The organism is Streptomyces sp. NPDC043812 (genome assembly GCF_056436245.1).
The window spans coordinates 25,746-48,013 of sequence record NZ_JBWKCY010000007.1; the positions used below are offsets into that span (position 1 = coordinate 25,746).

General features: G+C 69.2%; 32 protein-coding genes and 1 pseudogene. 14 read left to right on the plus strand and 19 right to left on the minus strand.

The annotated features are described in order from the left end of the window. Positions 1–8: 8 nt before the first annotated feature. The 13 genes and pseudogenes from AC067Z_RS12530 to AC067Z_RS12590 all read right to left on the minus strand — a co-directional run bounded on the left by AC067Z_RS12530 (position 9) and on the right by AC067Z_RS12590 (position 7,887). Positions 9–659 carry a HemK2/MTQ2 family protein methyltransferase gene (locus tag AC067Z_RS12530; RefSeq protein WP_478789453.1) on the minus strand — a complete coding sequence of 217 codons (651 nt, stop codon included), beginning with the start codon at positions 657–659 and terminating at the stop codon, positions 9–11. Next, entirely contained in the window at positions 656–1,840 is a 1,185-nt protein-coding gene (locus tag AC067Z_RS12535; protein WP_478789454.1) for a zinc-dependent alcohol dehydrogenase, read from the minus strand. The genes AC067Z_RS12530 and AC067Z_RS12535 overlap by 4 nt, the downstream gene beginning before the upstream one ends. 218 nt (positions 1,841–2,058) lie before the next feature. Then, positions 2,059–2,250: a DUF6381 family protein gene (locus tag AC067Z_RS12540; protein WP_478789455.1), complete on the minus strand. Its 192-nt coding sequence runs from the start codon at positions 2,248–2,250 to the stop codon at positions 2,059–2,061. A 214-nt stretch (positions 2,251–2,464) separates the two neighbouring features. Further along, positions 2,465–2,899: pseudogene (locus AC067Z_RS12545) on the minus strand (hemerythrin domain-containing protein); the annotation flags it as partial. 194 nt (positions 2,900–3,093) lie between these two features. Beyond that, positions 3,094–4,038, minus strand: coding sequence for a Rieske (2Fe-2S) protein (locus AC067Z_RS12550; RefSeq protein WP_478789456.1), 945 nt, complete (start codon positions 4,036–4,038; stop codon positions 3,094–3,096). Positions 4,039–4,140: 102 nt separating this feature from the next. Further along, entirely contained in the window at positions 4,141–4,548 is a 408-nt protein-coding gene (locus AC067Z_RS12555; RefSeq protein ID WP_478789457.1) for a gas vesicle protein K, read from the minus strand. Beyond that, on the minus strand, positions 4,538–4,777 hold the full coding sequence (locus AC067Z_RS12560; protein ID WP_478789458.1) for a gas vesicle protein: 240 nt from the start codon (positions 4,775–4,777) through the stop codon (positions 4,538–4,540). Before AC067Z_RS12560 ends, AC067Z_RS12555 begins: the two co-directional genes overlap by 11 nt. Beyond that, on the minus strand, positions 4,774–5,589 hold the full coding sequence (locus tag AC067Z_RS12565; protein WP_478789459.1) for a GvpL/GvpF family gas vesicle protein: 816 nt from the start codon (positions 5,587–5,589) through the stop codon (positions 4,774–4,776). Before AC067Z_RS12565 ends, AC067Z_RS12560 begins: the two co-directional genes overlap by 4 nt. After that, on the minus strand, positions 5,582–6,010 hold the full coding sequence (locus AC067Z_RS12570; protein WP_478789460.1) for a gas vesicle protein: 429 nt from the start codon (positions 6,008–6,010) through the stop codon (positions 5,582–5,584). The genes AC067Z_RS12565 and AC067Z_RS12570 overlap by 8 nt, the downstream gene beginning before the upstream one ends. Positions 6,011–6,037: 27 nt before the next feature. Continuing rightward, the gene (locus tag AC067Z_RS12575; RefSeq protein ID WP_478789461.1) at positions 6,038–6,289 is read right to left on the minus strand and encodes a gas vesicle protein GvpG; all 252 of its coding nucleotides are present in this window, start codon (positions 6,287–6,289) and stop codon (positions 6,038–6,040) included. 9 nt (positions 6,290–6,298) lie between these two features. Beyond that, positions 6,299–7,012: a GvpL/GvpF family gas vesicle protein gene (locus AC067Z_RS12580; protein WP_478789462.1), complete on the minus strand. Its 714-nt coding sequence runs from the start codon at positions 7,010–7,012 to the stop codon at positions 6,299–6,301. 3 nt (positions 7,013–7,015) lie between these two features. Beyond that, positions 7,016–7,510: a gas vesicle structural protein GvpA gene (locus AC067Z_RS12585; RefSeq protein ID WP_478789463.1), complete on the minus strand. Its 495-nt coding sequence runs from the start codon at positions 7,508–7,510 to the stop codon at positions 7,016–7,018. 29 nt (positions 7,511–7,539) lie between these two features. Next, complete coding sequence (locus AC067Z_RS12590) at positions 7,540–7,887, minus strand: gas vesicle protein GvpO (RefSeq protein WP_478789464.1); 348 nt, start codon at positions 7,885–7,887, stop codon at positions 7,540–7,542. 245 nt (positions 7,888–8,132) lie between these two features. Here AC067Z_RS12590 and AC067Z_RS12595 point away from each other — a divergent pair, with 245 nt between their 5' ends. Both AC067Z_RS12595 and AC067Z_RS12600 read left to right on the plus strand, forming a co-directional pair. Then, a complete protein-coding gene (locus AC067Z_RS12595) occupies positions 8,133–9,032 on the plus strand; it encodes a histone H1-like repetitive region-containing protein (protein WP_478789465.1) in 900 nt (299 codons plus the stop codon). A gap of 4 nt (positions 9,033–9,036) precedes the next feature. Beyond that, the gene (locus AC067Z_RS12600; RefSeq protein ID WP_478789466.1) at positions 9,037–10,047 is read left to right on the plus strand and encodes an SRPBCC family protein; all 1,011 of its coding nucleotides are present in this window, start codon (positions 9,037–9,039) and stop codon (positions 10,045–10,047) included. Between the two features lie 43 nt (positions 10,048–10,090). Here AC067Z_RS12600 and AC067Z_RS12605 read toward each other — a convergent pair whose 3' ends face one another. The 3 genes from AC067Z_RS12605 to AC067Z_RS12615 form a co-directional block, all read right to left on the minus strand. Beyond that, on the minus strand, positions 10,091–10,660 hold the full coding sequence (locus tag AC067Z_RS12605; protein ID WP_478789467.1) for a cysteine hydrolase family protein: 570 nt from the start codon (positions 10,658–10,660) through the stop codon (positions 10,091–10,093). 33 nt (positions 10,661–10,693) lie between these two features. After that, entirely contained in the window at positions 10,694–12,568 is a 1,875-nt protein-coding gene (locus AC067Z_RS12610; RefSeq protein ID WP_478789468.1) for a SpoIIE family protein phosphatase, read from the minus strand. A gap of 265 nt (positions 12,569–12,833) precedes the next feature. Next, on the minus strand, positions 12,834–13,097 hold the full coding sequence (locus tag AC067Z_RS12615) for a GlsB/YeaQ/YmgE family stress response membrane protein (protein WP_478789469.1): 264 nt from the start codon (positions 13,095–13,097) through the stop codon (positions 12,834–12,836). A 311-nt stretch (positions 13,098–13,408) separates the two neighbouring features. Here AC067Z_RS12615 and AC067Z_RS12620 point away from each other — a divergent pair, with 311 nt between their 5' ends. The 11 genes from AC067Z_RS12620 to AC067Z_RS12670 all read left to right on the plus strand — a co-directional run bounded on the left by AC067Z_RS12620 (position 13,409) and on the right by AC067Z_RS12670 (position 19,425). Further along, positions 13,409–13,708 carry a gas vesicle protein GvpO gene (locus tag AC067Z_RS12620; protein ID WP_478789470.1) on the plus strand — a complete coding sequence of 100 codons (300 nt, stop codon included), beginning with the start codon at positions 13,409–13,411 and terminating at the stop codon, positions 13,706–13,708. 86 nt (positions 13,709–13,794) lie between these two features. Continuing rightward, the gene (locus AC067Z_RS12625; RefSeq protein ID WP_478789471.1) at positions 13,795–14,232 is read left to right on the plus strand and encodes a gas vesicle structural protein GvpA; all 438 of its coding nucleotides are present in this window, start codon (positions 13,795–13,797) and stop codon (positions 14,230–14,232) included. Positions 14,233–14,235: 3 nt separating this feature from the next. Further along, positions 14,236–14,949, plus strand: coding sequence for a GvpL/GvpF family gas vesicle protein (locus AC067Z_RS12630; protein WP_478789472.1), 714 nt, complete (start codon positions 14,236–14,238; stop codon positions 14,947–14,949). A 30-nt stretch (positions 14,950–14,979) separates the two neighbouring features. Next, on the plus strand, positions 14,980–15,237 hold the full coding sequence (locus AC067Z_RS12635; RefSeq protein WP_478789473.1) for a gas vesicle protein GvpG: 258 nt from the start codon (positions 14,980–14,982) through the stop codon (positions 15,235–15,237). Positions 15,238–15,275: 38 nt separating this feature from the next. Next, positions 15,276–15,884: a hypothetical protein gene (locus AC067Z_RS12640; protein ID WP_478789474.1), complete on the plus strand. Its 609-nt coding sequence runs from the start codon at positions 15,276–15,278 to the stop codon at positions 15,882–15,884. Further along, a complete protein-coding gene (locus AC067Z_RS12645) occupies positions 15,877–16,986 on the plus strand; it encodes an SRPBCC family protein (protein ID WP_478789475.1) in 1,110 nt (369 codons plus the stop codon). The genes AC067Z_RS12640 and AC067Z_RS12645 overlap by 8 nt, the downstream gene beginning before the upstream one ends. 51 nt (positions 16,987–17,037) lie before the next feature. After that, entirely contained in the window at positions 17,038–17,478 is a 441-nt protein-coding gene (locus AC067Z_RS12650) for a gas vesicle protein (RefSeq protein ID WP_478789476.1), read from the plus strand. A gap of 50 nt (positions 17,479–17,528) precedes the next feature. Next, positions 17,529–18,314 (plus strand): GvpL/GvpF family gas vesicle protein, encoded by a 786-nt coding sequence (locus tag AC067Z_RS12655; RefSeq protein ID WP_478789477.1) that lies wholly within the window; start codon positions 17,529–17,531, stop codon positions 18,312–18,314. Beyond that, entirely contained in the window at positions 18,311–18,541 is a 231-nt protein-coding gene (locus tag AC067Z_RS12660; RefSeq protein WP_478789478.1) for a gas vesicle protein, read from the plus strand. The genes AC067Z_RS12655 and AC067Z_RS12660 overlap by 4 nt, the downstream gene beginning before the upstream one ends. A gap of 37 nt (positions 18,542–18,578) precedes the next feature. Beyond that, a complete protein-coding gene (locus AC067Z_RS12665; protein WP_478789479.1) occupies positions 18,579–18,887 on the plus strand; it encodes a gas vesicle protein K in 309 nt (102 codons plus the stop codon). Between the two features lie 46 nt (positions 18,888–18,933). Then, positions 18,934–19,425, plus strand: a complete 492-nt coding sequence (locus tag AC067Z_RS12670) for a hypothetical protein (protein ID WP_478789480.1) — start codon at positions 18,934–18,936, stop codon at positions 19,423–19,425. 84 nt (positions 19,426–19,509) lie between these two features. On the opposite strand, the gene ligD is transcribed toward AC067Z_RS12670, so the two are convergent. Further along, positions 19,510–20,445 (minus strand): non-homologous end-joining DNA ligase, encoded by a 936-nt coding sequence (gene ligD / locus AC067Z_RS12675; protein ID WP_478789481.1) that lies wholly within the window; start codon positions 20,443–20,445, stop codon positions 19,510–19,512. Positions 20,446–20,492: 47 nt separating this feature from the next. After that, positions 20,493–21,098, minus strand: a complete 606-nt coding sequence (locus AC067Z_RS12680) for a DNA polymerase ligase N-terminal domain-containing protein (RefSeq protein WP_478789482.1) — start codon at positions 21,096–21,098, stop codon at positions 20,493–20,495. A gap of 212 nt (positions 21,099–21,310) precedes the next feature. Here AC067Z_RS12680 and AC067Z_RS12685 point away from each other — a divergent pair, with 212 nt between their 5' ends. Beyond that, entirely contained in the window at positions 21,311–21,664 is a 354-nt protein-coding gene (locus tag AC067Z_RS12685; protein ID WP_478789483.1) for a cupin domain-containing protein, read from the plus strand. 36 nt (positions 21,665–21,700) lie between these two features. On the opposite strand, the gene AC067Z_RS12690 is transcribed toward AC067Z_RS12685, so the two are convergent. Further along, complete coding sequence (locus tag AC067Z_RS12690; RefSeq protein WP_478789484.1) at positions 21,701–22,189, minus strand: potassium channel family protein; 489 nt, start codon at positions 22,187–22,189, stop codon at positions 21,701–21,703. Positions 22,190–22,268 lie beyond the last annotated feature (79 nt).

Below are 22,268 nucleotides of genomic sequence, written 5' to 3' on the forward strand. Positions count from 1 at the left end.
GCGTGCGGTCATCGGGCACGTTCGGCACGGATGATCACCAGCTCTTCCGTCGTGTCGGCGGCGGAGATGAGCCCGCGGCCGGTCAACCATGCGGCACGTGAGGACATCACCGGGCCGAACGGGATCCGCCTGCGCCGCACCACCTCGGCCCGCAGTCCCTGCCGGCGCAACTGCCCCAGCGTGAGCGAAGTGCCGCACAGGGCGGACTGCACCAGAAGGAGGAACCCGCCGCTGCGCAGCATGTGCGGCGCTTCGGCGCAGATACGGTCCAGCACTGCCCGGCCGTCGGGGCCGGCGTCCCACGCCAGAGCGCGCCCGTGCCGTGGACGGTGTTCCGGGGCGGGGACGTAGGGCGGATTGCTAAGGATCAGATCGAACTCGCGGCCGTTCACCGGCGCGAACAGGTCACCGTGCACCACGTGTACAGCAGCACGGGCCCGTTCGGCGTGGTCCCGGGCCGCTGTGACAGCCCGCGCGGACATGTCGACGGCAGTCACCCGGGCCCCGTGCCGCGCCGCAGCCAGCGCCAGAACCCCGCTGCCCGTGCACATGTCGAGCACGTCCGCGCCCGCCCGGGGCGGCGCGTCGGCGAGCGCCTCCACCAGCAGATGTGTGTCTGCCTGCGGGGCGTAGACATGACCGGTGCCCGTGGCGCTCATGGGGTGAACAGCACCTTCACGGCACCGTCCTGCTTCTTCTGGAACATCTCGTACGCGTCCGGCGCCTGCTCCAGAGGCATGATGTGCGTGGCGAAGTCCTCCACACCGAGCGGGTCGCCGTCGGTGAGCAGCGGCAGCAGGTCGTCCACCCATCGCCGGACGTTGGCCTGGCCCATCCGCAGCTGGATCTGCTTGTCGAACAGGGTGAGCAGCGGCATGGGGTCGGCCATCCCTCCGTACACCCCGGACACGGAGATGGTGCCGCCCCTGCGCACGAGCTCGATGGCCAGGCGGAGGGCCGACATCGGGTCGACGCCCACGCGTTCCATCAGCCGCGTGGCGACGGCGTCGGGCAGCAGCGTCGTCAGCTGCTGTGCGCCCTTGGCCACGGAGGTTCCGTGCGCTTCCATGCCCACGGCGTCGATGACGGCGTCGGGGCCCCGCCCGCCGGTGATGTCGCGAATCGCCTCGACCAGTTTGTCGCCGTACTGCTCCATGTCGAAGGTGCGTACACCGTGGGCCTTCGCCCGTTCCAGCCGCTCAGGAACGAGGTCGATGCCGATGACGTGTCCCGCGCCGCGATGGGCAGCGATACGGGTGCACATGTCGCCGATCGGCCCCAGACCCAGCACTGCCACGCTGCCCTCGGGGGGTATCGCCGCGTACTCCACGGCCTGCCACGCGGTGGGGAGCACGTCGGACAGATAGACGAACCGTTCGTCCGGCGGTCCTTCCGGGACAGCAATGGGCAGTTGGTCACCGAACGGCACCCGCAGATACTCGGCCTGCCCGCCGGGCACCTGGCCGTACAGCTTGGTGTAGCCGAACAGGGCCGCACCCTTTCCGAACTCGTGCACCTGTGTCGTCTCGCACTGGGAGTGCAGCCCCTGACTGCACATGAAGCACGTTCCGCAGGAGACGTTGAACGGGACGACGACCCGGTCGCCGGGCTTTGTCCGGGTGACTTCGGATCCGACCTCCTCGACGACGCCCATCGGTTCGTGGCCCAGGACGTCGCCCGCTTCGAGGTAGGCGCCGAGCAGTTCGTACAGATGCAGGTCGGACCCGCACAATCCGGTCGTGGTGATCTTGACGATGGCGTCGGTCGGTTCGGTGATCACCGGGTCCGGGACCGTGTCGACGCGCACGTCACGCTTTCCGTGCCAGGTCAGAGCCCTCATGTCGCCTTCCCTGCTGCGATGAGGTGGGTCAGGGGGTCACTTCTCTCTCACGCTGCGCGGGTACCCCAAATGTCCGTTTTCAACGATCTGGGGGGAAGGCCCGGACGCGCATGCGTAAACAGAACCGGCCGATGGCTTCCCGCCCACACGGAAGGGCAAGGGCGGGAACGCCATCGGCCGGGGCCTGCGACCGGCTCACATCATGCGGTGCGAGCGGGTCACATCAGGGGGTCGAGGTCCTCGGTGCGCCTGGCCTCGTGCTGCTCGCTCTGCTCGCGGAGCTTGCGCGCCTTCTCCTGCAGCCGCTGCCGCTCCTGCGGGTCGGAGCTCCGCTCGGCGGCCTGCTCCATCTCCTGGACCTTCCGGCGAATCTGCTGGGCACGGCCGCGGGACTCATCTGCAACGCTCATGATCACTCCTTCGTGATGGGGGAGAGCGGGCCCCATCAGCGAAGCAAGGCATCGCGTGCGGCGCACGTCGAAGCGTCACCGACCGTGGTGAGCCCAGGTCGGGACGTCGCAGTCATCGACCGGGTGAGGTGTCGTGGCCCCGGCCGACCCGCCGGAGACCCCCGTGGGTGCCCCTGGCAGGTGCGGGCCGGAGAGTTCTGGACCGGACCTAGCCCTTCGCCGCGCGAATGTTCTCGCCCAGGCGGTCCAGCGCCTCGGCAGGGCACGACTCGACGAGCAACGGGAACAGCCGGTTCTCCTCGTCGGCGACATGCGAAGTGACGGACGTCTTGAGCATGGACATCAGCGTCTCGAACCTGTTGTCGTCCGGAGGACAGCTCTCCAGGTCCTTCAACAGGCGTGCCACCTCGGCGTGTTCGGCGATCTCCTTGTCGGCCATGTCGTCGCCGTCGTCCACGAAGCGGCGTACGGCGGGGTAGAAGTGCTGTTCCTCGTCCGCCACATGCCGCACGAGTTCTCTCGTGAGCTGGTCCGCGAGGTCGCGCCTGCGCGGATCGCCCACGGGATGGCTCTCGATCCGCGCGAACAGCTCCTCCACCTCCCTGTGGTCCGCGGACAGCTCGTCGATGACGTTGCCACCATGGCCCATGGAAGGTCTCCTTCTGTGTGTGCCGACTGCCCGGGCGCCGGGAAGCGCCCGGTCCATGCCTGCCACCGCCGCGGTGATCGCTCACCGATCCGGCCAGGCTCCACCCGAAATGGCGAGAGCCGCGCGCCCGCCTCTCGTGCCGACGGGGCCGGACGCCTCGTGGCCTTGCACGGATGGCCGACCGCCGTGCGAGGTCAGGCAGCTTCGTCCGCCGCGCCGGGACGGGCATCCCTCTCGTGGTGCCGCAACCGCGCCTCGACACGGCCGTCGACGACGCGTGTCTCGAACGCAGGCTGTGGGGCGGTCGCGGGCCCGGTCACGTTCCACCCGTCGGACAGCCGGAAGACGCTGCCGTGCCAGGGGCACCGTACGCAGCCGTCGGAGATCTCCCCTTCCGACAGCGGTCCGCCCATGTGGCTGCACCTGTCCGCCAGCACGCGCACACTGTCCCCGCTCTCGCGGACGACCACGACGGACACGTCGTCGACATGGCGCCTGACCGCGTGACCGGCCGGGAAGTCCCCGGCAGCACCCAGGTCGTGCCATGCGGGTGTCACGAGATGGGAGACCGATTCGGCGTGATTGGCGTTGGAAGCCTGCCGGTACGCCAGATGCCCGCCGACCGCTCCGCCCACGCTCACCACCGCCAGGCCCAGGAAACCGAGGGCCTTGCCGACGCCGGTCGATCCTCGTGTGCGGGCGACGAACGATCCCGCATACAACCCCACCGCGGTGAGATTGGCCGCCGCGTGCACCATCCCCACGCGCATCTGCGGGCGTTGCAGCTCCGCCCAGTCGACCCAGCCGGTCCACGCCGCGGGAGCAGCGGCGGCGAGCCCCAGACCGACGAGGGCGCGCGCCCCGCGCCGTTGCCCGGGCATCAGGTCGAGCACGGCCGCCGACATCCACGAGCCGATCGGCACCTGCACCAGCAGGGGATGGACAGGATGGCCCAGCCAGCGCCCGTGCAGCACGTCCCGGCCCCGCCCGAGGGGCAGCGCCCGGACAGCGCGCTGCACGGCGTCGGCGACGCCGTCGAGCTCGGCGGCCCGTTCGATCCGGTCCATGCCTCGAAGGACCCTGCCGGGGCCGGCCGAGGACGGCAGCAGGTGCTGCACCGCTCTGATCGTTCCGTTCATGGCGGAAGCTTCGCCGTCCGCCTTCCGCAAAGTGTTCATGGTGGCCGGGTAACCGTCCTGGGCCGGAGGAAACGCCCCCGCGTGCGGGGAAGGGCGCGCCGTTCAGTCGGGCGGCGGGAGCAGCGTCCCGAGCGGCCCCAGGTCCAGATTGAGGTCGTCCATCGTCAGCCCGTACTGGGCGCACAGATCCGTCATGCGGTCGTGAAGGATCATGAGCGTCGCCCCGAGGCGCTCCTCCTGCTCGTCGGTGAGGTCGCCCTGGTCCACCCGGTGCAACGCCTGGCGCTCCATGAGCTGGCGCAGGAGCTCCACCAGGGTGAGGACCAGCCGGACCAGGTCCCGTTCCACCGTGTCAGGATCGGCGCTGATACGGCGCGACGGCGTTCGTGCGGGCTCTGCGCGCGACGACAGATCATGAGGCGTGGCAGGCAGCAGCCGAAAGGCACGCGCCGCGGCGTCCGCGACCTCGTCGAACCGCTGCGCGGGGTGGAGCGGGCCGTCACTCGTCATGGTCGTCTCGCGGGTGGGCGGGCATGGCCCAGGGGGACGGATTCTGCGGGCCGATGGAAACGATCAGGGCGCGCAGCGACACACGTACGAGGTCCACGTCGGCGATCGACAGCACCACGTCACCGGTGAGGACGGCCCCACCGCTCAGCAGCCGGTCGAGGAGATCGATGAGCGCGACCTGCCGGTCCGGTAGCGGGTCCACCGACGAGGACCCGCCGGACGTGGTCATGGTGCGCCGCCCTCCACGGATTCGACGTCCGCGTCGGGGGCCGTCGCGAACGAGTACGGCGCCCAGGGGCCGGTGACCTCGATACGCACACCGTCGAGCCCGTCGGCCGCCTGCGCCACCTCCGCGCGGAACGCCTCCGTGTGCTCCGCCGCCACGAGGTAGGCGTCGTTGACGACGTTCTCGTCCGGTGCACCGGCGAGGTCGCCCTGCTGCACCCGGTGACGGGCGTGACCGGCCGCGCGCCGGCGCGCCGTCGCCTCGACCCGCTCGGCCGCCTGCTGCGCGGAACGGTAGACGCTGTCCCGGACGCTCTTCTGCGCCTTGCGGTCGCGGAGGTAGGCGCGTCCCGGGGAGAGATCCGCCGCGGGCGTCGGCGCCGGGGCGGGGGCCGCCGCGGACGGGTCGGCGTAGATCTTGACGCCCCACTCGACATGCCCCGCCACACGCGCCAACTGCGCGGCGAACATGGCCGACCGGCCGTCGAGCACATCCCGTGCCCGCTCGTCGTCGAGATAGACGGTGGCCAGGCGCAGTGGAAGAACGGTGGTACGCGTGGCGAGCGCGTCGACGACACCGTGATGCGCGCGGGCGACCGCCTCCAGCCACTGCAGGTCCTCGAGGTGCTGCTTGAGTGCGTCCTCCTGGAAGTCCTCCGCGGCCACACGGCTCACGACCAGCACCAGGGTCGGGTCGCCGGCACCGGTCAGCAGGGCGACCGGTGCGCCCGCCACACCGGTGAGCGCGGCCGCGTATGCGTCGAGGCCGTCGGCGCTGTGGGCCACGGCGTAGGCGTAGGTGACCGGTTCACTCATCGCGGCGGCTCCTCGGCCGGCGCCTCTCCCGGGTCTCCGACTCGGCCTCCACCTCCGCCTCGGCCTCGCCCTCGGGAAGCGCGGTGTCCCCCCTGCGGAGGGCGTCGATCTCGGCCCGCAGGCGCCTGTTCTCCTCGGACAGCGAGCGCTCACCGCGGGCCCGGGAGGACAACGACGGATCGTGCTCCCACCAGTCGATGCCCATCTCCTTCGCCTTGTCCACAGACGCGACGAGGAGACGCAGCTTGATGGTCAGCAGCTCGATGTCGAGCAGATTGATCTGGATGTCACCCGCGATGACGATGCCCTTGTCGAGCACCCGCTCGAGGATGTCCGCGAGGTTGGCGGAGGAACCCTGCGCATAGGGCGGGGCCGCCCTGGTCGGATAGGAGCCAAGCCTGTTGGCGGGGGGCTCAGTCACGGTGGTGGCCTCGTGTTCCGTTGCGGGTCACGGCTGTTCGCCGGCACGATGTGCCCGGATCTCGTCCAGCCGGTCGAGCAGTTCGTCCTCGCGGCGGTCGAACGTCTCCTCGTCGATCTCCCCGGCGACCAGCTCCCGTTCGAGTTCAGCCAGTTCGCGATGAATCGGCGCCGGGTCGTAGTACTCGTCCTCGGCGGCTTCCAGGACGCGTTCCCCCACCCACGCGACACCGCGCACCGGTGCCAGCGGAAGGGTGAGAAGGTGGGTGAGCAGGCCCATGACGACTCCTCAGACGAAGCTGTACGGGGGCAGCGGGCCGTTCAGCCGGAACCGGACGTCGTCGCCCACCTGGTTGGCGACGCTCAACTCGGTGGTGAGGAACAGCTCTTCCTGGTCGTGGGAAATGAGGAACGAGACGTTGAGGAAGTCCTCGCCGGTCGGGTCGGACGACTCCTGGTCGCGCGCGAAGGGACGCAGCGCCTCGATCACCCCGGCGGCCAGCGCCTCTTGGCGCGCCTGCACCTCGGCGGCGATCATCTCGCCGAGCCTGACGGGCGCGTCGGGGCCGGCCGTACCGCTGCGGATCTCGTCGTTGAGCTCCTGCGCGGGTGGCGACGACTGGAGAATCTGCCGCAGCAGTGTCTCCTCGTCCTGCGACACCTTGAGGTTGTACTCCACGCAGTTCTCCAGGGCCTTCAGCCTGTCCGTGTACTCCTCGACGCGCTCCTCCAGGGCCAGGCCCACCGCCTCGTCGTCCGGAGCCAGGATGCCGAACCGCAGCGGCAGCACCGTGCCGTCCACCATGAGCTGTTCCTGGACTTGTTGGTGGGCGCCGAGGTCACGTCGTTTCGGCCGCAGGTCGTCCGGGGCGTCGCTGACCACTGCGCAGAGCGGCCCGCCGCTCACTGCCCGCAGGGGTGACGGCGACTCGCCCACGCCGACGAGTCCGTCGAGACGGAGCGGGTGCTCCTTGTCGGTGATCGAGTAGATGTAGACGGCCATGGCTCATTCCTTCTCGCGGGGCGAGCTCTTTTCGCGACGCGAGGTCCGCCGGGCGGGCCGCCGCCGCCGCTCCACGGGCTCCTTCTCCCTCGTGTCGTCCTCGTCCTCGTCCTCGTCCTCTTCGTCGTCGTCCTCGTCACGACCGGTGACGCTCTTGACCGAATCGGTCACCGCGTCCACGGCGCCGGTCAGGGCTCCCTTCGACTTGCCCTTTGCGCCGCTCTCCACCGTGTCCCCGACGATGTCGGTCAGCTGGGCGGGCGCCTTGCGTCCGGACTCGAGATCGAGCCGGTTGCACGCCTCTGCGAAGCGCAAATAGGTGTCGACGCTGGCCACGACGATGCGGGCGTCAATCTTCAGGATCTCGATCCCCACCAGGGAGACGCGCACGAAAATGTCGATCACGAGCCCGCGATCGAGAATCAGTTCAAGGACGTCGTAGAGATTGCCCGAACCGCCTCGGGAAACGCTGCTGCCGCTCTGCGGCACCATGGTCATGGTGCCTCCCTTCACCCGACAGGTGCGTCTCAGCCCCGACGGTCGATCTGCCCACGTGTATAGCGCTGCGTCCTCTCGTAACCCACCAGATCGCCTTCCTTGTCCAGCGTGACGCGATAGCTCGCCATCACGCTCGTCGTCTCGGGGATGCGCTCCAGTTCCAGTACCTCGACCTGGGCTTCCCAACCGTCTTCCGTGGGTTTGAGCGCGGAGACGGATTCGGGGGCCCGACCGAGCAGCTCTTGCAGCTGCTCCGCGGCCGACCGCATGGCACGAGCCGCCTTGTCCTTGCCCGAACCCTGTCGAGACCTGCCGGCGGTGTCCCGGCGGGTGCTGCGGCCGGTGGTCCGGCGTTTGGCGGGTTCTTCAGCGGCCATGACGTCACCGATGATTGGGAGCGGAAGCCACATTCAACGCATGAACATAGAATTCCATCATATAGGGGCGTTTAACCCATCACGATCGGGTGCACTCGCCGACGCACGGGCGAATCGGCGGACGCCGACGGGTTGCGGTCCGCAACCGTCCCGCGGCGTATCGAGGTGCGAACGCCGACCAAATGCGGGCCGTGCAAGGAGCGTTGGAGTCAGAGGGCTTCTTGCGCTTCCGAAGGGACCAGTCCATGAAAGACACGACCAAAATTGCCCTGGCGGGCGCTGTCGCGGGCGGATACGCACTCGGGCGGGCCAAGAAGGGGCGCCTCGCTTTCGCCATGGCCACCTATCTGGCCGGCCGCCGCTTCGGGCTCGACCCTCAGCAGCTGATCACGGAGGGCGTGAAGCGGCTCGGCGAGATACCGCAGGTCGCCGATCTGAACGATCAGGTGCGGGGCCAACTCCTTGATGCGGGTCGCAAGGCGCTGTCGGCCGCGGCCGACCGGAAGCTCTCGGACATGGCCGACTCGCTTCGCGAACGCACGCTCCAACTGGGCGAGGAGGGCGAGGAGGGCGAGGAGGAGGACGAGGACGAGGGCGAATACGAGGACGAATACGAGGAGGACGAAGGCGAACCGCCGAAGGGCGGCGATGCCGACGAATACACCGACGAGGAGGGCGAGGAGGAGGAGACGGAACCCGAGGAGGAGGAAGAGGAAGAAGAGGAGGAGGAAGAGGAAGAGGAAGAGCCCGAGGAGGAGGAAGAGCCCGAGGAGGAGGAACGGCCGCGCCGCAAGAGCCGCGAGAGCGCCGGTGCAGGCACTCGTACGTCCAGGACGGCGTCGCGCCGCGCGACGGGCGCCAAGCGTCCCGCTCCGGCGAAGAAGGCCGCTGCCAAGAAGGCGCCGGCCAAGAAGGCCGCGGCGAAGAAGACTGCCGCGAAGAAGGCACCCGCGAAGAAGGCGGCGGCGAAGAAGGCACCCGCGAAGAAGACTGCCGCGAAGAAGGCGCCCGCGAAGAAGGCACCCGCAAAGAGGGCCGCGGCGAAGAAGGCACCCGCAAAGAGGGCCGCGGCGAAGAAGACTGCCGCCAAGAAGGCGCCGGCCAAGAAGGCGCCGGCCAAGAAGACGGCGACGCGGCGGAGGTAGGGCCATGGCCACCAAAGATCGCGAAACCGACCGCGACGAGGCATCGGGGCTGGAGCAGTTCCGTGACGAGCTGATCGACCATCTCAGCGCTCAGGTGGAAGTCCTGGCCGACAAAGCCGGCGACAAACTGTCGGATCTGACGGACCAGCTCCTCGACGTCGCCGAGAACGGCGGCACCCTTCCGAAGGCCGGCCTGCGCATCCTCCAGGGCGATTCCCCGCTGAAGGCGCTCGTGGGCGAGAAGACGAAGGGCATCAAGGACAGCGTGGTCGGCAAGGCAAAGGACCTGTTCGGGGGCGGAGACGGAGGCGGAGGCGGGGGCGGCCGGAAGGCGGGAACCACCAAGGTGATGAACATCGTCGAAGTGCTGGATGTCGGAGTGCCGATCCGCACGGCATACGACCACTGGACCCAGTACGAGGAGTTCAGCGGCTTCACCAAGGGTGTGCGCAGCGTCTCCCAGGGTGACGAGACGACCAGCGACTGGAAGGTGAAAGTCGGACCCTCGACCCGAGGCTGGAAGGCGACGGTTCAGGAACAGGTGCCGGACGACCGCATCGTGTGGACCTCCGAGGGGGCGAAGGGCTCGACCCGTGGATGCGTGTCGTTCCACGAACTCGCGCCCAGCCTCACGCGGATCGTGCTCGTCGTCGAGTACTACCCCTCCGGGTTCTTCGAGAAGACCGGCAACATCTGGCGCGCCCAAGGCCGGCGGCTGCGGCTGGACTTCAAGCACTTCCAGCGGTACGTCACGTTCACCGACGAGGAGCCCGAGGGCTGGCGCGGCGAGATCCGGGACGGCGAGGTGGTTCGCACCCACGAGGAGGCGCTGGAGGACGAGGAGGCCGAGCAGGCCGAGGAGGGCGAGGAAGGCGAGGAGGACGAATACGAGGACGAGGCAGGCGAGGTGCAGGACGAGGAGGAGGACGGCGAAGAGGGAGAAGAGCCGGAGGAGTACGACGAGGACGAAGAGTTCGACGAGGAAGAGGAGGAGGACGAGGACGAGGAGGAGTGACGTGGAGCCGCCCTGCGCGGCGGCCTGCGTCGGTGTCTAGTCCTCACGCGCGGAAGACAGCTTCCCGAACTCGCTTCCCGAACTCGACCGCGTCGGCGCTGACGATCTCCGCGTTCATGTTGCGCCGCATCATCTCCAGCGCGGCATCCGCCAGTTCCGGATGGATGTGCGCGACGGCGTCGTCCGGCACGGTGACCCGCAGATGCCGGATATGGGCATCGAGTGCCGAGTACAGCACGCACTGTTCGGTGACCTGACCGCAGAGCACGACGTGATCCACGGCAAGTTGGGACAGCAGGTACGCGAGGGGCGTCTCGTAGAAGATCGAATGCCGTGCCTTCACGACGAACAGGGAATCGTCGTCGGGCAGGACGGGCTCCACGAGCTCCCTGTGCGGCCCGGCGAGGGCGGTGTCGACGATCTCGCCGTGGTGGGAGCGCCACACTCCGAAATTGTCATTGACGTAGATCACCGGGACGTCGTCGTGCCTGGCCCGTTCGATGAGCCGGAGGATGGCGGGAACAGCCTTCCCCGCGGACGGGAGAAGCAGCTCGGCGTCGGCGTGTTCGTACGTGTTGATCATGTCGATCACGATGACCGCGCTGGTGCCCATGGATTCATGTATTCACCAACGCCGGATACCGCATCACGTGAGCGGCGGTCTGCCCTCGGGGCTCGGACTGTCCACGTGGCTGTCACCGGACGCGTCCCGCACGGGCGAGTCCTCGACGAGGGAGCCGGGCGCCGCCCGGTTGGGGGCGGCCGGGCTGTGTGCATGGAGCGACGGAGGAGCAGGCTCGTCCTCGCCGGCGCCCTCGCCCGCGGCGGGCAGGCGCAGCGCCAGCAGTGCGACGTCGTCCCCGCTCGGGTCGATACGTTCCAGCAGATCGTCGCAGAAATCCTCCACGTCGCGCCCTGCAAGTGCGGCGGCGTGCTGCCGGAGGTGGGCCATTCCGACGTCGATGGGGCGGTCGCGGCTCTCCACCAGTCCGTCGGTGTAGAGCAGCAGCGTGGAGCTGGGCGGAAGCTTTTGGCGTGCGTCGGGCCAGTCCAGACCGAGGTGCAGGGCGGAACTCATTCCCAGCAGGGGTCCGTGACCGTCCTCCAGGTAGCGGGCCTGGCCCTGAGCGGTGACCAGGAGCGGCGGAGGGTGACCGGCGTTGACCCAGTGCGCTTCCCACGGGCCGCCGTCGGGCCCTTCGATGCGGGCGAACACGGCAGTGGCCATGGGGGCGTCACTGGTGTGAGTCATGGCCTCGTCCAGGCGCCGCATGATGAGGCTCGGTGGCTCCTGGCGGTCCCAGGCCAGGGCGCGCAGCATGTTGCGCACCTCCGCCATGTGCGCGGCGGCCTTGAGATCGTGGCCGACGACATCCCCGATGACCATGGTCGTGACACCGTCCTCGAGGAGGAAGGCGTCGTACCAGTCGCCGCCGATCTCGGCGGCAGTCTGCGCCGGCCGGTAGCGTGCCGCCATCCGCAGGTGGTTCACCTGCGGCAGCGGCGTGAGGAGCTGGCGCTGCATGGTCTCGGCGACATGTCGCTGCTGGTCGAACAGCAGGGCGTTGTCCATGACGAGCCCCACGCGTCGGCCGATGTCGGTCAGAAGTAGCACATCCGCCTCGGTGTAGCCCTGAGAATCGCCTGTGCGAGCAACCGTCAGCGCGCCGAAGACCTGCCGGCGGGTGTGCAGCGGGACCACCACCGCCGAATGACCACCCAGGCGCCGGAACAGCTCCCCGTGTCCGCCTGCGAACGGCGACGCGGCCTCGGCGGCCAGCTCGTCCGCGTCCAGGAGCGCGGGCCGTGCCCGGCGCAGGACGCGTGCCAGGACCCCGGGCGCGGCCTCCGGCAGCGGCGGCAAGGGGCCTTCCAGGGACAATGCGGTGTCGTTCCGGTCCCGGCTGAGGACGGCCAGACGCCGGACCTCCCCGGTCTGCGCGGCCGTGATCAGATCGGCTGCCGCCCAGTCGGCCATTTCGGGGACCAGCAGCCGCACGAGCCGTCTGAGCATCTCCGGAACGTCCAGGGTGGAGACGAGCACCTCCGAGATTCCCGCCACCGTGGTCAGCCGGGTGGTGAGCTCCTCCAGAGCCGTCAGATGCGCCGCAGTCTGCTCCGCGGCTTTGCGTTGCAACGTGAAATCGTGGAAGACCACGACGAGGCCCTGCGTCCCGTCCTCCTGTTTCAGTGGCGTGGCGGCCCAGATGACCGGTGTCACCGTGCCGTCCGCGCGCAGGAAGAACTCGTCGTTGCCTTCGGCAGGGCGGCCGCTCGCGAGAACATCCAGGATCGGGTTCTCGGTACGGCTCACCTTCCTGCCCTCGGCGTCACGGTGCAGCAGGTCGTGCAGATCGCGGCCCAGCACCCGGTCCTGCGGAAGCCCGGTGATCTTTCCCGCCCAGGGATTGGCGGCGAGGAGGCGGCCCTCGGCGTCGGTGACGTACACCCCTGCCCCGAGGGCGGCGAAAACCCCCTCGAGGAACGAGGACGCCGATCGGTGGTCGGGGCGGCTGCTCACGGTCCTACCGCCCCACCGCCGCTGGGACGGACGCCGCTACCCGCTGTGGTTGCACGTTTCCCCGCTCTCCGGGCAGCCCGAGGCCACGGGCCGCTGCCAGGCTGACGCTCCCCATGCTTCACCCCGGTGCCCGTTCCTGCCACACCGGTGCCGATGCCACGCCCGGTGGGTGCCCGGCACCGGCGTCCCGCTCCGCCCGGACAGCACACCCAGGGTCCTTCTCGTACCGGGCCGCGCGAGCCCGGCAAGATCCAAACGAAGGACCCTAGGTGCGTGGCAGGGCACGGTCCAGCCCGGCGACGCCGACCGCTGCCAGCGCGATCTGGATGAGGCACTCCGTCCAGTCGATGCCGCGCGTGTCCGCCACGCCGAATCCCATGGCGATCAACGAGCCGACCAGTGCCGCCGCGATTCCGACGACGAGCGTCCACAGAACGCCGATGTGCTGTCGGCCGGGCAGAACGAGCCGTCCCGACAGGCCTACGGCCGTACCGATGAGCAAGGCGCTGAAGATTCCGGAGATTTCCACGACTGCCCCCTTCAATGCGTCCTGAACCGCGAATACCCCCCGTTCTGTTCACCACGCGCGCGTCATCCCGCGCGCGGGGCCGAGAGCTCGCCCGGCGGACCGTGCCTTCATCCGCCTTGTGGGCGAGGGGCATTGGGACGGATCGCCGAAGAGGTGAGGGCGTCCGATCCGGTGCACTCTTGCCGCGCCACGCCCAATTCGCTTCAGTCACGCATATGTTCGGTCGGCAGGGGCACGCGCATCGGGAGCCACGGCGGGCGGCCGAAGAAGAATTCGAAGGTGGATCGCCCGGGGCGCGACAGGGCGGGATCATGAACACCACTGACAGCGAAAGCGAAAAAGCCGCAGGCAAGCGCACCGATGTTGCCGGCGCAATGCGCCGTGCCTCGGCCCAGCTCGCGGAGTTGCTCCAGTGCGAGCCCGGCTCCGTATCCGCGGTCAAGGCCACCGACGAAGGGTGGTCGGCGCAGGTGGAGGTGGTCGAACTCGAAAGGGTTCCGGACACCATGAGCGTGATGGCTTCCTATCACGTCTCCCTCGACGCCGAAGGCCGACTCCTGGCTTACGAACGCCTGCGCCGGTATGCCAGGGGGCAGATCGACCGGCGCTGACATCGACGGGCACCGGTGTGGTCGATGCCGCGGAAACCGCGGCCGGCACCCGGTATCCGGAATCCGAACTCCGGAAGGAGCGCACTGTGTCACTCGTTCAACAGACCCAAGCACCGCCCAGCGGAGGCGGTTCGGGAAATCTGTACGACGTACTCGAACTCATTCTTGACCGAGGGCTGGTCATCGACGCGTTCGTGCGCGTCTCCCTCGTCGGAATCGAAATACTGAAGATCGACGTGCGCGTGGTCGTTGCCAGCGTCGACACGTATCTGCGATTCGCCGAGGCATGCAACAGGCTCGATCTCGAATCGGGCCGCAAGGCACCCAGTCAGCTCACCGACATCGTCGGCGACATGACCGAGAGCGGGGCGAAAGGAAAGTCGAAAGGGGCGCTGAGCGGAGCGGTGGAGGCATTCACGGAATCGTTGCAGGGCAACCGCGACGAACCCGATGAGGAGCCGCGCAAGCGCCCCGCCCGCAAGACGTCCAGCAGCCGCCAGTCGGCCCAGCGCCGGGAGGAGTAGCCGGTGACGACCTACGTGTACGCCATCACCGGAGCCGACCATCCCCTGCGCCTGGACGGACTCGGGGGCGTCGGCGAACCGCCGTCCCCGTTGCGGACGGTCCGCGCACGGGCCCTGGCCGCGGTCGTCAGCGACGCACCGCCCGGACTCCGGCCCAAACGACGTGATGTGATGGCACATCAGAGCGTTCTCGAACAGCTGATGGGCGACGGCGCGACCCTGCCGATGCGGTTCGGACTTCTCGGGCTCGACGACGACCAGGTGGTCGCGGCGCTCGACCAGGACGAAGCCGGCTACCGGGAACGGCTCACCGAGCTCGACGGCCACGTCGAGTACAACGTCAAGATCGTCCGGGACGAGGACGACCTGCTGCGCGAGATCGTGGCCGAGTCCGAAGAGGTGCGCCGCCTAAACGAGCGCACCAGGGACACGGACGGGGCCCACGACGAACGGATCACCCTCGGCGAGACGATCTCGAACGAGGTGGCAGCACGTCGCAGAAGGGCGGCCGACGAGCTGATGGAGACGCTCAGCCCCTTCGCCGCGCGCTCCTCCGTCGCAGAGCCCGGCGCGAACCACTTCATCAACGCGTCGTTCCTCGTGCGCCGGGAGAGCGAAACGGGCTTCGTGCAGGCCGTGACGGCGGATGCCGAACGGCGCGGGGACGCCAGCACGGTCACGCTCACCGGGCCGCTGCCGCCGTACAGCTTCGTCTGAACCCGCCCCGCACCACCGGAGGTGTCCTTCATGGGCCTCATCACCGGCATTCTGACCTTCCCGCTGGCGCCCGTCCGCGGCACCGCATGGGTTCTCGATCAGGTGCTGCTCGCCGCGGAGCGCGAGTACTACGACCCGGGGCCGGTGCACAGGGAACTCGCGCAACTCGAACAGGAACTCACCAGCGGACGCATCGGGGACGAGGAGTTCGACCGGCGCGAGGACCAACTGCTCGACCGCCTCGAGGAGATCGAGGCCCATCGTCAGGGGCTGCGGAACGGCCCCTGACGAAAGGAACCCTCACAGGGAGAACGAGGAGCACGCAGATGAACAACGTCAAGATCGGTGTCGCCCTGGCAGGCGGGTACCTGCTGGGACGGACGAAGAAGGCCAGACTGGCCATCGGGTTCGGCATGTTCCTCGCAGGCAGGAAGCTGGACCTGGACCCCAGGCACATAGGGAAACTCCTCGCCGGTTCACCGCTCGTCGGTTCGCTCAACGACCAGGTGCGCAAGGAACTGGTGGAGGCCACAAAGTCCGCCGCCACCAAGGCACTCACCCAGCGGGCGACAGGCCTGGCCGACTCGTTGCACCAGCGCACCCTGGCTCTCGACCGCACGGAGGACGAGGACGAGGGAGAGGACGAGCCCGAGGAGCGCACTCCCGACGCCGCACAGGAGGACGAAGAGCCGGCGAGGCGACGTACGTCGTCCGAGGGCAAGTCGTCCGCGGCCAGGTCCCGTGCCACCAAGTCGGGTGCCGGCAAGGCAAAGGCCAAGGCGCCGGCCGACGCCGCCCGCAGCGCGTCGGCGCGGACACGCTCGACCGGGGACCGCGCACGCAAGACCTCCACCGCCGCGCGCAAGCGCACGAGCGGCGCCAAGAAGACCGCGGCGACCGCCTCACGCACGAGCCGGGGTGACGGCAATGGCTGACTCCACCCTCGGCAGGATCAAGGACCAAGTGGCCGGTGATCCCGCGACGGACCGGCTCAAGGAAGAACTGCAGAACTATCTACGGGCCCGCGCCGAGCATGCGGTGACCCGACTCGGGCAGCGCCTCGGCGAGGGTGTCGCGAAGCTCGGGGAACCGGGCGGGGCACCCGGCGGGGCTCTCAAGAGCCTTGCCAAGGGGGGCCAGGCACTCGGCGAGGGCAAGTCGCCCGCGCAGGCGGCGCTGACCGCGGGCGCCACCCACCTCAAGGACACCCTCAAGGACAAGGTCAAGGGAATGTTCGGCAAGGGCCGCAAGGCGGGCGGCGGCAAGTCGAAGAGCGTGACCATCGTCGAGGACATCGACGTGGGTGTCCCCGTGCGCGAGGCGTACGACCAGTGGACCCAGTTCCAGGAGTTCAGCACGTTCGCCAAGGGCGTCGTGAGTGTGGAGAAGGCGGACGACACCACCAGCAACTGGAGGGTGAAGGTCGCCAAGTCCACCCGCAGCTGGAAGGCGAACGTCACCGAGCAGGTGCCGGACCGGCGCATCACCTGGACGACGGAAGGTGCGAAGGGCACGGTCAAGGGCGTGGTGACCTTCCACCCCCTCACGGACGATCTGACCCGCGTGCTGCTCGTCCTCGAGTACTTCCCCAAGGGGCTCTTCGAGAAGACCGGCAACATCTGGCGCGCTCAGGGCCGCCGCGCCCGGCTCGATCTCAAGCTGTACCGCAGGTTCATCATGATGCGCGGCGAAGCCACCGACGGCTGGCGCGGTGAGATCCGGGACGGCGAGATCGTGGTCGGCCACGACGAGGCGATCGAGGCGGAGGAAGCCGACGAGCAGGGCCGCCCCACCGACGAGTACGAGGACGGCGCCGACCAGTACGAGGACGAGGCCGACGAGGACGACGGCTACGACGACGAGCTGCCGGAGGAGTCCGCGGACCCCGCGGACGAGGAGCCGGCGGAGGACGACGAGCTCCGGGACGGGACGGACGAGGAGTCCTACGCCGACGAGGACGTGCAGGACAGCGACGAGTTCGCCGACGAGCCCCTCGAGGACGAGATGGACGAAGAACTCGAACCGGCCCGCCGATGACCGACGCATGCCGACTCCGCGGACACCGACAGCGCAGACAGGAGTGACGTCGTGACCGATTCACTCGCCGGCCGCATACCGACAGCACCGCGAGCCGCTCCCTACGGTCAGCAGGGCTCATCGGCCAACCTCGCCGACATCCTCGAACGCGTCCTGGACAAGGGCATCGTCATCGCGGGCGACATTCAGATCAATCTGCTCGACATCGAGCTGCTGACCATCAAGCTCCGCCTGCTTGTGGCCTCCGTGGACAAGGCGAAGGAGATGGGGATCGACTGGTGGGAGCACGACCCCTCGCTCTCCTCCCGGCCCCCTGCACCGCGCCGGAACGGCGTCGGGCAGGGGGCCCCGGCCGACGCACTGGCGGAGGAGAACGAGCAACTGCGGGCAGAGCTCGCCGAACTGCGAGCGGCAGTCGGGCTTCCGGCGGCCTCTTCGCGTACGGACCGGGAGCAGCGCGGCACCGAGCAGGAAGGGCGAGCAGAACAGTGAGCCTCGGACAGGACAGGCATGCGGATCCCGCACAAGGCGCCACCACGGACATGGCCTACGTGTACGCGGTGGGCCGCGACGACGCGGCACTGCACCGGGCGGCCCCCCTCGTCACCGGCATCGCGGATCGACGGACAGAGGTGATCACGGCCGACGGCCTCGCCGCGCTGGTGTCGCCCGTACCGGCCGACGCGTTCGGAGAGCAGGGACTGCACGACCTGATGGAGGACCTGCCACGGCTCGAAACGGTCGCCCGTGCCCATCACGCCGTGGTCGACGCGGCCTTCCGCGAGACGACCGTGCTGCCCATGCGACTCGCCACCGTGTACCTGGACGAGTACCGGGTGACCGCGATGCTGCGCGAGCAGCGTCGGCACTTCGGTGAGCTGCTCGAACGGCTCGACCAACACGTGGAGTTGGGGCTCAAGGTCTATGCCGACCCCCGCGCGGCCGCGCCTGCGAAACCGGCAGCGTCGCCCGCGACCGCCGGCTCCCCGGGCCGTGCCTATCTCCAGCAGCGCCGGGCGGAGCGTCGCGGCAGCCTGGACGTCCAACGGGCGGCCGCGGCCGTCGCGGCAGAAGCCGTACGGGTGGCGGAGCATCTGGCCCGGGCCAGGGTCGTCCACCGGCCGCAGCAGGGGGAGTTGTCCGCCCAGCGGGGGGAGAACATCGCCAACGAGGCGTATCTCGTGCCGCTCGCAGGCCAGGACCGGTTCCGGGCAGCGATCGATGCGCTGGCTCTCGACATTCCGGGCGTGCGCATCGAGGTCACCGGCCCTTGGGCGCCCTACTCGTTCGCGAATGAGGCGGCGGACGAGGGCGGTGGAACCGGATGAGCACGGAAGCCGACCGCCGGAGCCCGCTCGACCTGAGGACCCTCGACGACAGGGACTCACTCACCGGACCGCCCGTTGCCCTCATCGATCTCCTGGACCGCCTTCTCAACGGGGGTGCGGTGCTCACAGGTGATCTTGTCCTGTCCGTCGCCGACGTCGATCTGGTGCACATCAACCTTCGGGCCGTCATCCGGTCGATCACCTCGGACGAGCCGGCGCCATGGTGACCCGGTGTCTCACGGAACCGCGCCGAAGGAGGCCGGAGTGACGCAGAGAACGGAGTCGGGGATCCGCGAGCGGCTGAAAACCGATCCGGAAACGGTGGAACGGGACCTGATCAAACTCGTCCTCACCATCGTCGAATTGCTGCGCCAATTGATGGAGCGCACGGCCATGCACCGGGTCGACGCAGGTGATCTGAGCGAGGACCAGGAGGAAGACATAGGAATCACGCTGATGATCCTGCATGAGCGAATGGACGAGTTGTGCGAGCGATACGGCCTGTCGATGGACGATCTGAATCTGGATCTGGGACCTCTGGGGTCCCTGCTTCCCAGGGAGGGCGGCGGCTGAGGAAATCGCCTTGTTTCCCGTCGAGTTGAACGGCAAGGAGCATGACATGACTGCAGAAAGTGGCAAGACCAAGAATTCAGGCACCGCCGGAAGGAAGAACGCGAGTGCCAGGACCACCACTGCCGCCGGTCGGCAGGCCGCCCAAGGCACGGCCCGGACGGCGACGGCGGCCAACGGGGCAGCGGGCAAGCAGAGCGCGGAGAAGGCCAAGGCGGCCGCCGCGACGGCACAGTCGTCCGCACGGGACGCCGGGACGTCGGTGGCATCGGGCGCACGAGCGGCAGGCGATGCGACCAAGCGCGTGGGCCAGGCGGCCGCTGCCGGTCTCCACAGCGGCCAGCAGGCTGTCACCGCCGGCGCCACGAAGGCCGCGTCGGCGGCCACCACCGCCTGGACGGTCGTGAAGCACAGGAAGGCAGTTGCGGCAGGTGCCGCCGCGGGTGTCGCAGGCGTCGCCGGCGCCGCCTTCGCCCTGGGCCGTTCCACAGCCAAACCGCCGACCGGACCGCTGACCAGGCTTGCGCGCGGCCGCATCTGACATTGCAGGGCTGCCGTACAGGCCGACGGAGCCGACGACACCGGTGGCGCCCGCCGATCCGACCGGATCGGCGGGCGCCGCTGTTCACGCAGTCGGTCCCGGTTCCGCGTTCCGCAGGGCCTCCAGGCGGCGGCGCGCAGGGCCCAGGCCGCGCCCGCGGCGCAACGCGTCGTGCCACGGGTCGTCCGCGATCCGTTCACCGATCGTCGCCGTCGTCCAGCGTTGGGCATGCAGGTCCGGGTCGTCGAGTTCCGCCCACGCCAGTGGCGCGGCCACAGGAGCACCGGATCGCGCGCGGACGGCGTAAGGGGCGACCGCGGTCTGGGCGTAGGCGTTGCGCTGGACGTCCAGATAGAGACGGCCCCGCCGGGCCTGTTTGCGCGGCTCCGTCGTGAGCCGGTCGGGGTGACGGGCGGCGAGCAGGCCCGCCACGTCGCGGGCGAAGGCGCGCACGTCGTCGAAGCCCGCACGTCGGTCGAGCCGCACGATGACGTGCAGTCCGCGCGAGCCGGTGGTCATCACGGCACAGGGCAGCACCAGTTCGTCCGTGAGCAGGCAGCGGACCAGTTTCGCCGCCTCTCGCACCGGCTCGAAGCCGTCCTCGTGCGGATCGAGGTCGAAGATCAGCAGATCGGGCTCGTCCGGCCGGTCGGCCCGGGACAGCCACCGGTGCGGCGTGATGCACGCCTGGCCGGCGAGGTAGGCGAGCGTCGCCCGGTTGTCGCACACGGCGTGGGTGACCGTCCCGCCCTCCTTCGCCAGCTCGGCGCGGTGCACCCAGTCCGGGAAGTGCTCCGGAACGTCCTTCTGGACGAAGTGACTGCCGGCGATGCCATCGGGGTGGCGCACCATCATCAGCGGGCGTCCGCGCAGATGGGGCAGCATCAGCGGGGCGACCGTCTCGTAGTAGTCGGCGAGATCGGCCTTGGTGATGCCGTCGTCGGGAAACAGCAGCTTGTCCGGGCGGTTGATCCGGACGTCATGGCGTCCGATGTGCAGCCGGGCCGTCTCGGGGGTCATGGGTCCTCCCGTCGGGAGCGGATTCGCGTGGACGCATCGGCCGGTGGTCAGTCCTGCGCCTCCGCGTTCCGGGCCACCTGCTTCAGGGTGCGTCGGCTGCGTACCGACCGGGCGCGCACCGGGTCGGTGGTGCCGTGCCGGCCGGCTCGCTCGTCGGCACGCTTGACCAGCAGCCACGCGTCGTCCTGGCCCCGGCGGAGGCGGGTGAGGGAGTAGCCGCCGTGCAGTTTGGTGCCGTCCAGCCAGAACGAGACATGACCGTCGCGCAGACCGTCCGCGAGGGGCACCTCGTCGCCCGAGCGGTCGCTGGTGAGATTGCGGTACGTTCCCTCGTCCCACACGATCACGGTTCCCCCGCCGTACTCACCCGCGGCGATGACACCCTCGAAATCGCGGTACTCCATCGGATGATCCTCGGTGGGCATGGCCAGTCGCCTTTCGTGCGGATCGTCCGAGGGACCCTTGGGAACGGCCCACGACTCCAGTACGCCCTCCACTTCCAGCCGGAAGTCGAAGTGCATCGTCGTCGCGTCGTGAATCTGCACCACGAACACGGGCTGCGCACGGGAGCGGCGCGCTTCGCCCTGCGGCTCCCGCGTCCTGGAGAAGTCCCGTTTGCGCCGGTACTCGGACAACGTGTCCTTCGCACTCATCGAAGCCGCCTCCTTCGCACAGCAGGACACCTCTGCCGGTCCGCGTAGCCCGCACCTGCCGGTGTAAACCGGAAATCGCCGTCGACGTGTCGAGCAGCGTGTCCTGCGGGCACCGCCCGTCCCGGGTACCGACGCTTCGTCGCCCGGCCCGCCCGGCTCCGCGACACTGTGGTCATGTGCCGTCGCCGCAGCTGTCGCATAGCGTCACGGGCATGAACGACTTCCGCTCCTTCGCCGTGCACATCCCCGATGCCGACCTCGAGCCCGACCCTCTCGACCCCTCGCAGATCGTGAGCGGCACCCCCGAAGTGTCGGGAAAGGTCCTGTGGGAGTCCGCAGACGGCAAGCAGCTGCGTGGGATCTGGCAGATCACACCCGGCGTGGTGACCGACACCGAGGCGAACGAGTTCTTCGTCGTCGTCAGCGGCACGGCCACCATCGCCGTAGCGGACGGCGCCACCTTCGACGTGGGCCCGGGCGACGCCTGCGTGCTGCGCGAGGGGGACCGGACCACCTGGACCGTGCACCGGACGCTGCGCAAGGCGTACCAGATCACGCTGTCCTAGGGCGTGTCCGGCGGGCACGGCCCGGCCGCTGCCGATTCAGCGTTCGTCCCGATCGGCGAGCAGCCGCTCCACGCGGTCGAACCGTTCGTGCAGTGCCTGCAGTTCGCCATGGACCGCCACTTCCCCCTCCTTGGTCACCCGGTGCACGGCCGAGCCCACGGCATGAGCGTCCTGCTGCGCCCTGCTGACGAACCAGGTCGCGAGAGCCGCGGTGACCATGCCGAAGGCGGTGATCCCGGCCAGCATCACCACGGCGGCGATGACCCGGCCCCACAAGGTCACGGGATACATGTCCCCGTACCCGACCGTCGTCGCCGTCTCCACGGACCACCACAGCGCCCTCGGGAACGACGTGATGGTCGCGCCTTCGGCGCCCTCCTCGGCAGTGACAGTCAGGGCGGAACCCGCCACCAGGACGGCCCCGGCCCCGAGCGACACGAACAGAGCCGCCCTCACATGGAACGCCCGCCACCAGCGACTGCTCAACAGACGGCTGAGGAACAACGCGAGGAACGGCTGCTGCACGGGCGGACCTTCCGGACCTCGGGCGGGGTAGAGGCCGTCCGGACCCTACCGCCACGACCCGCGCCCGCGGCGGTCCGAC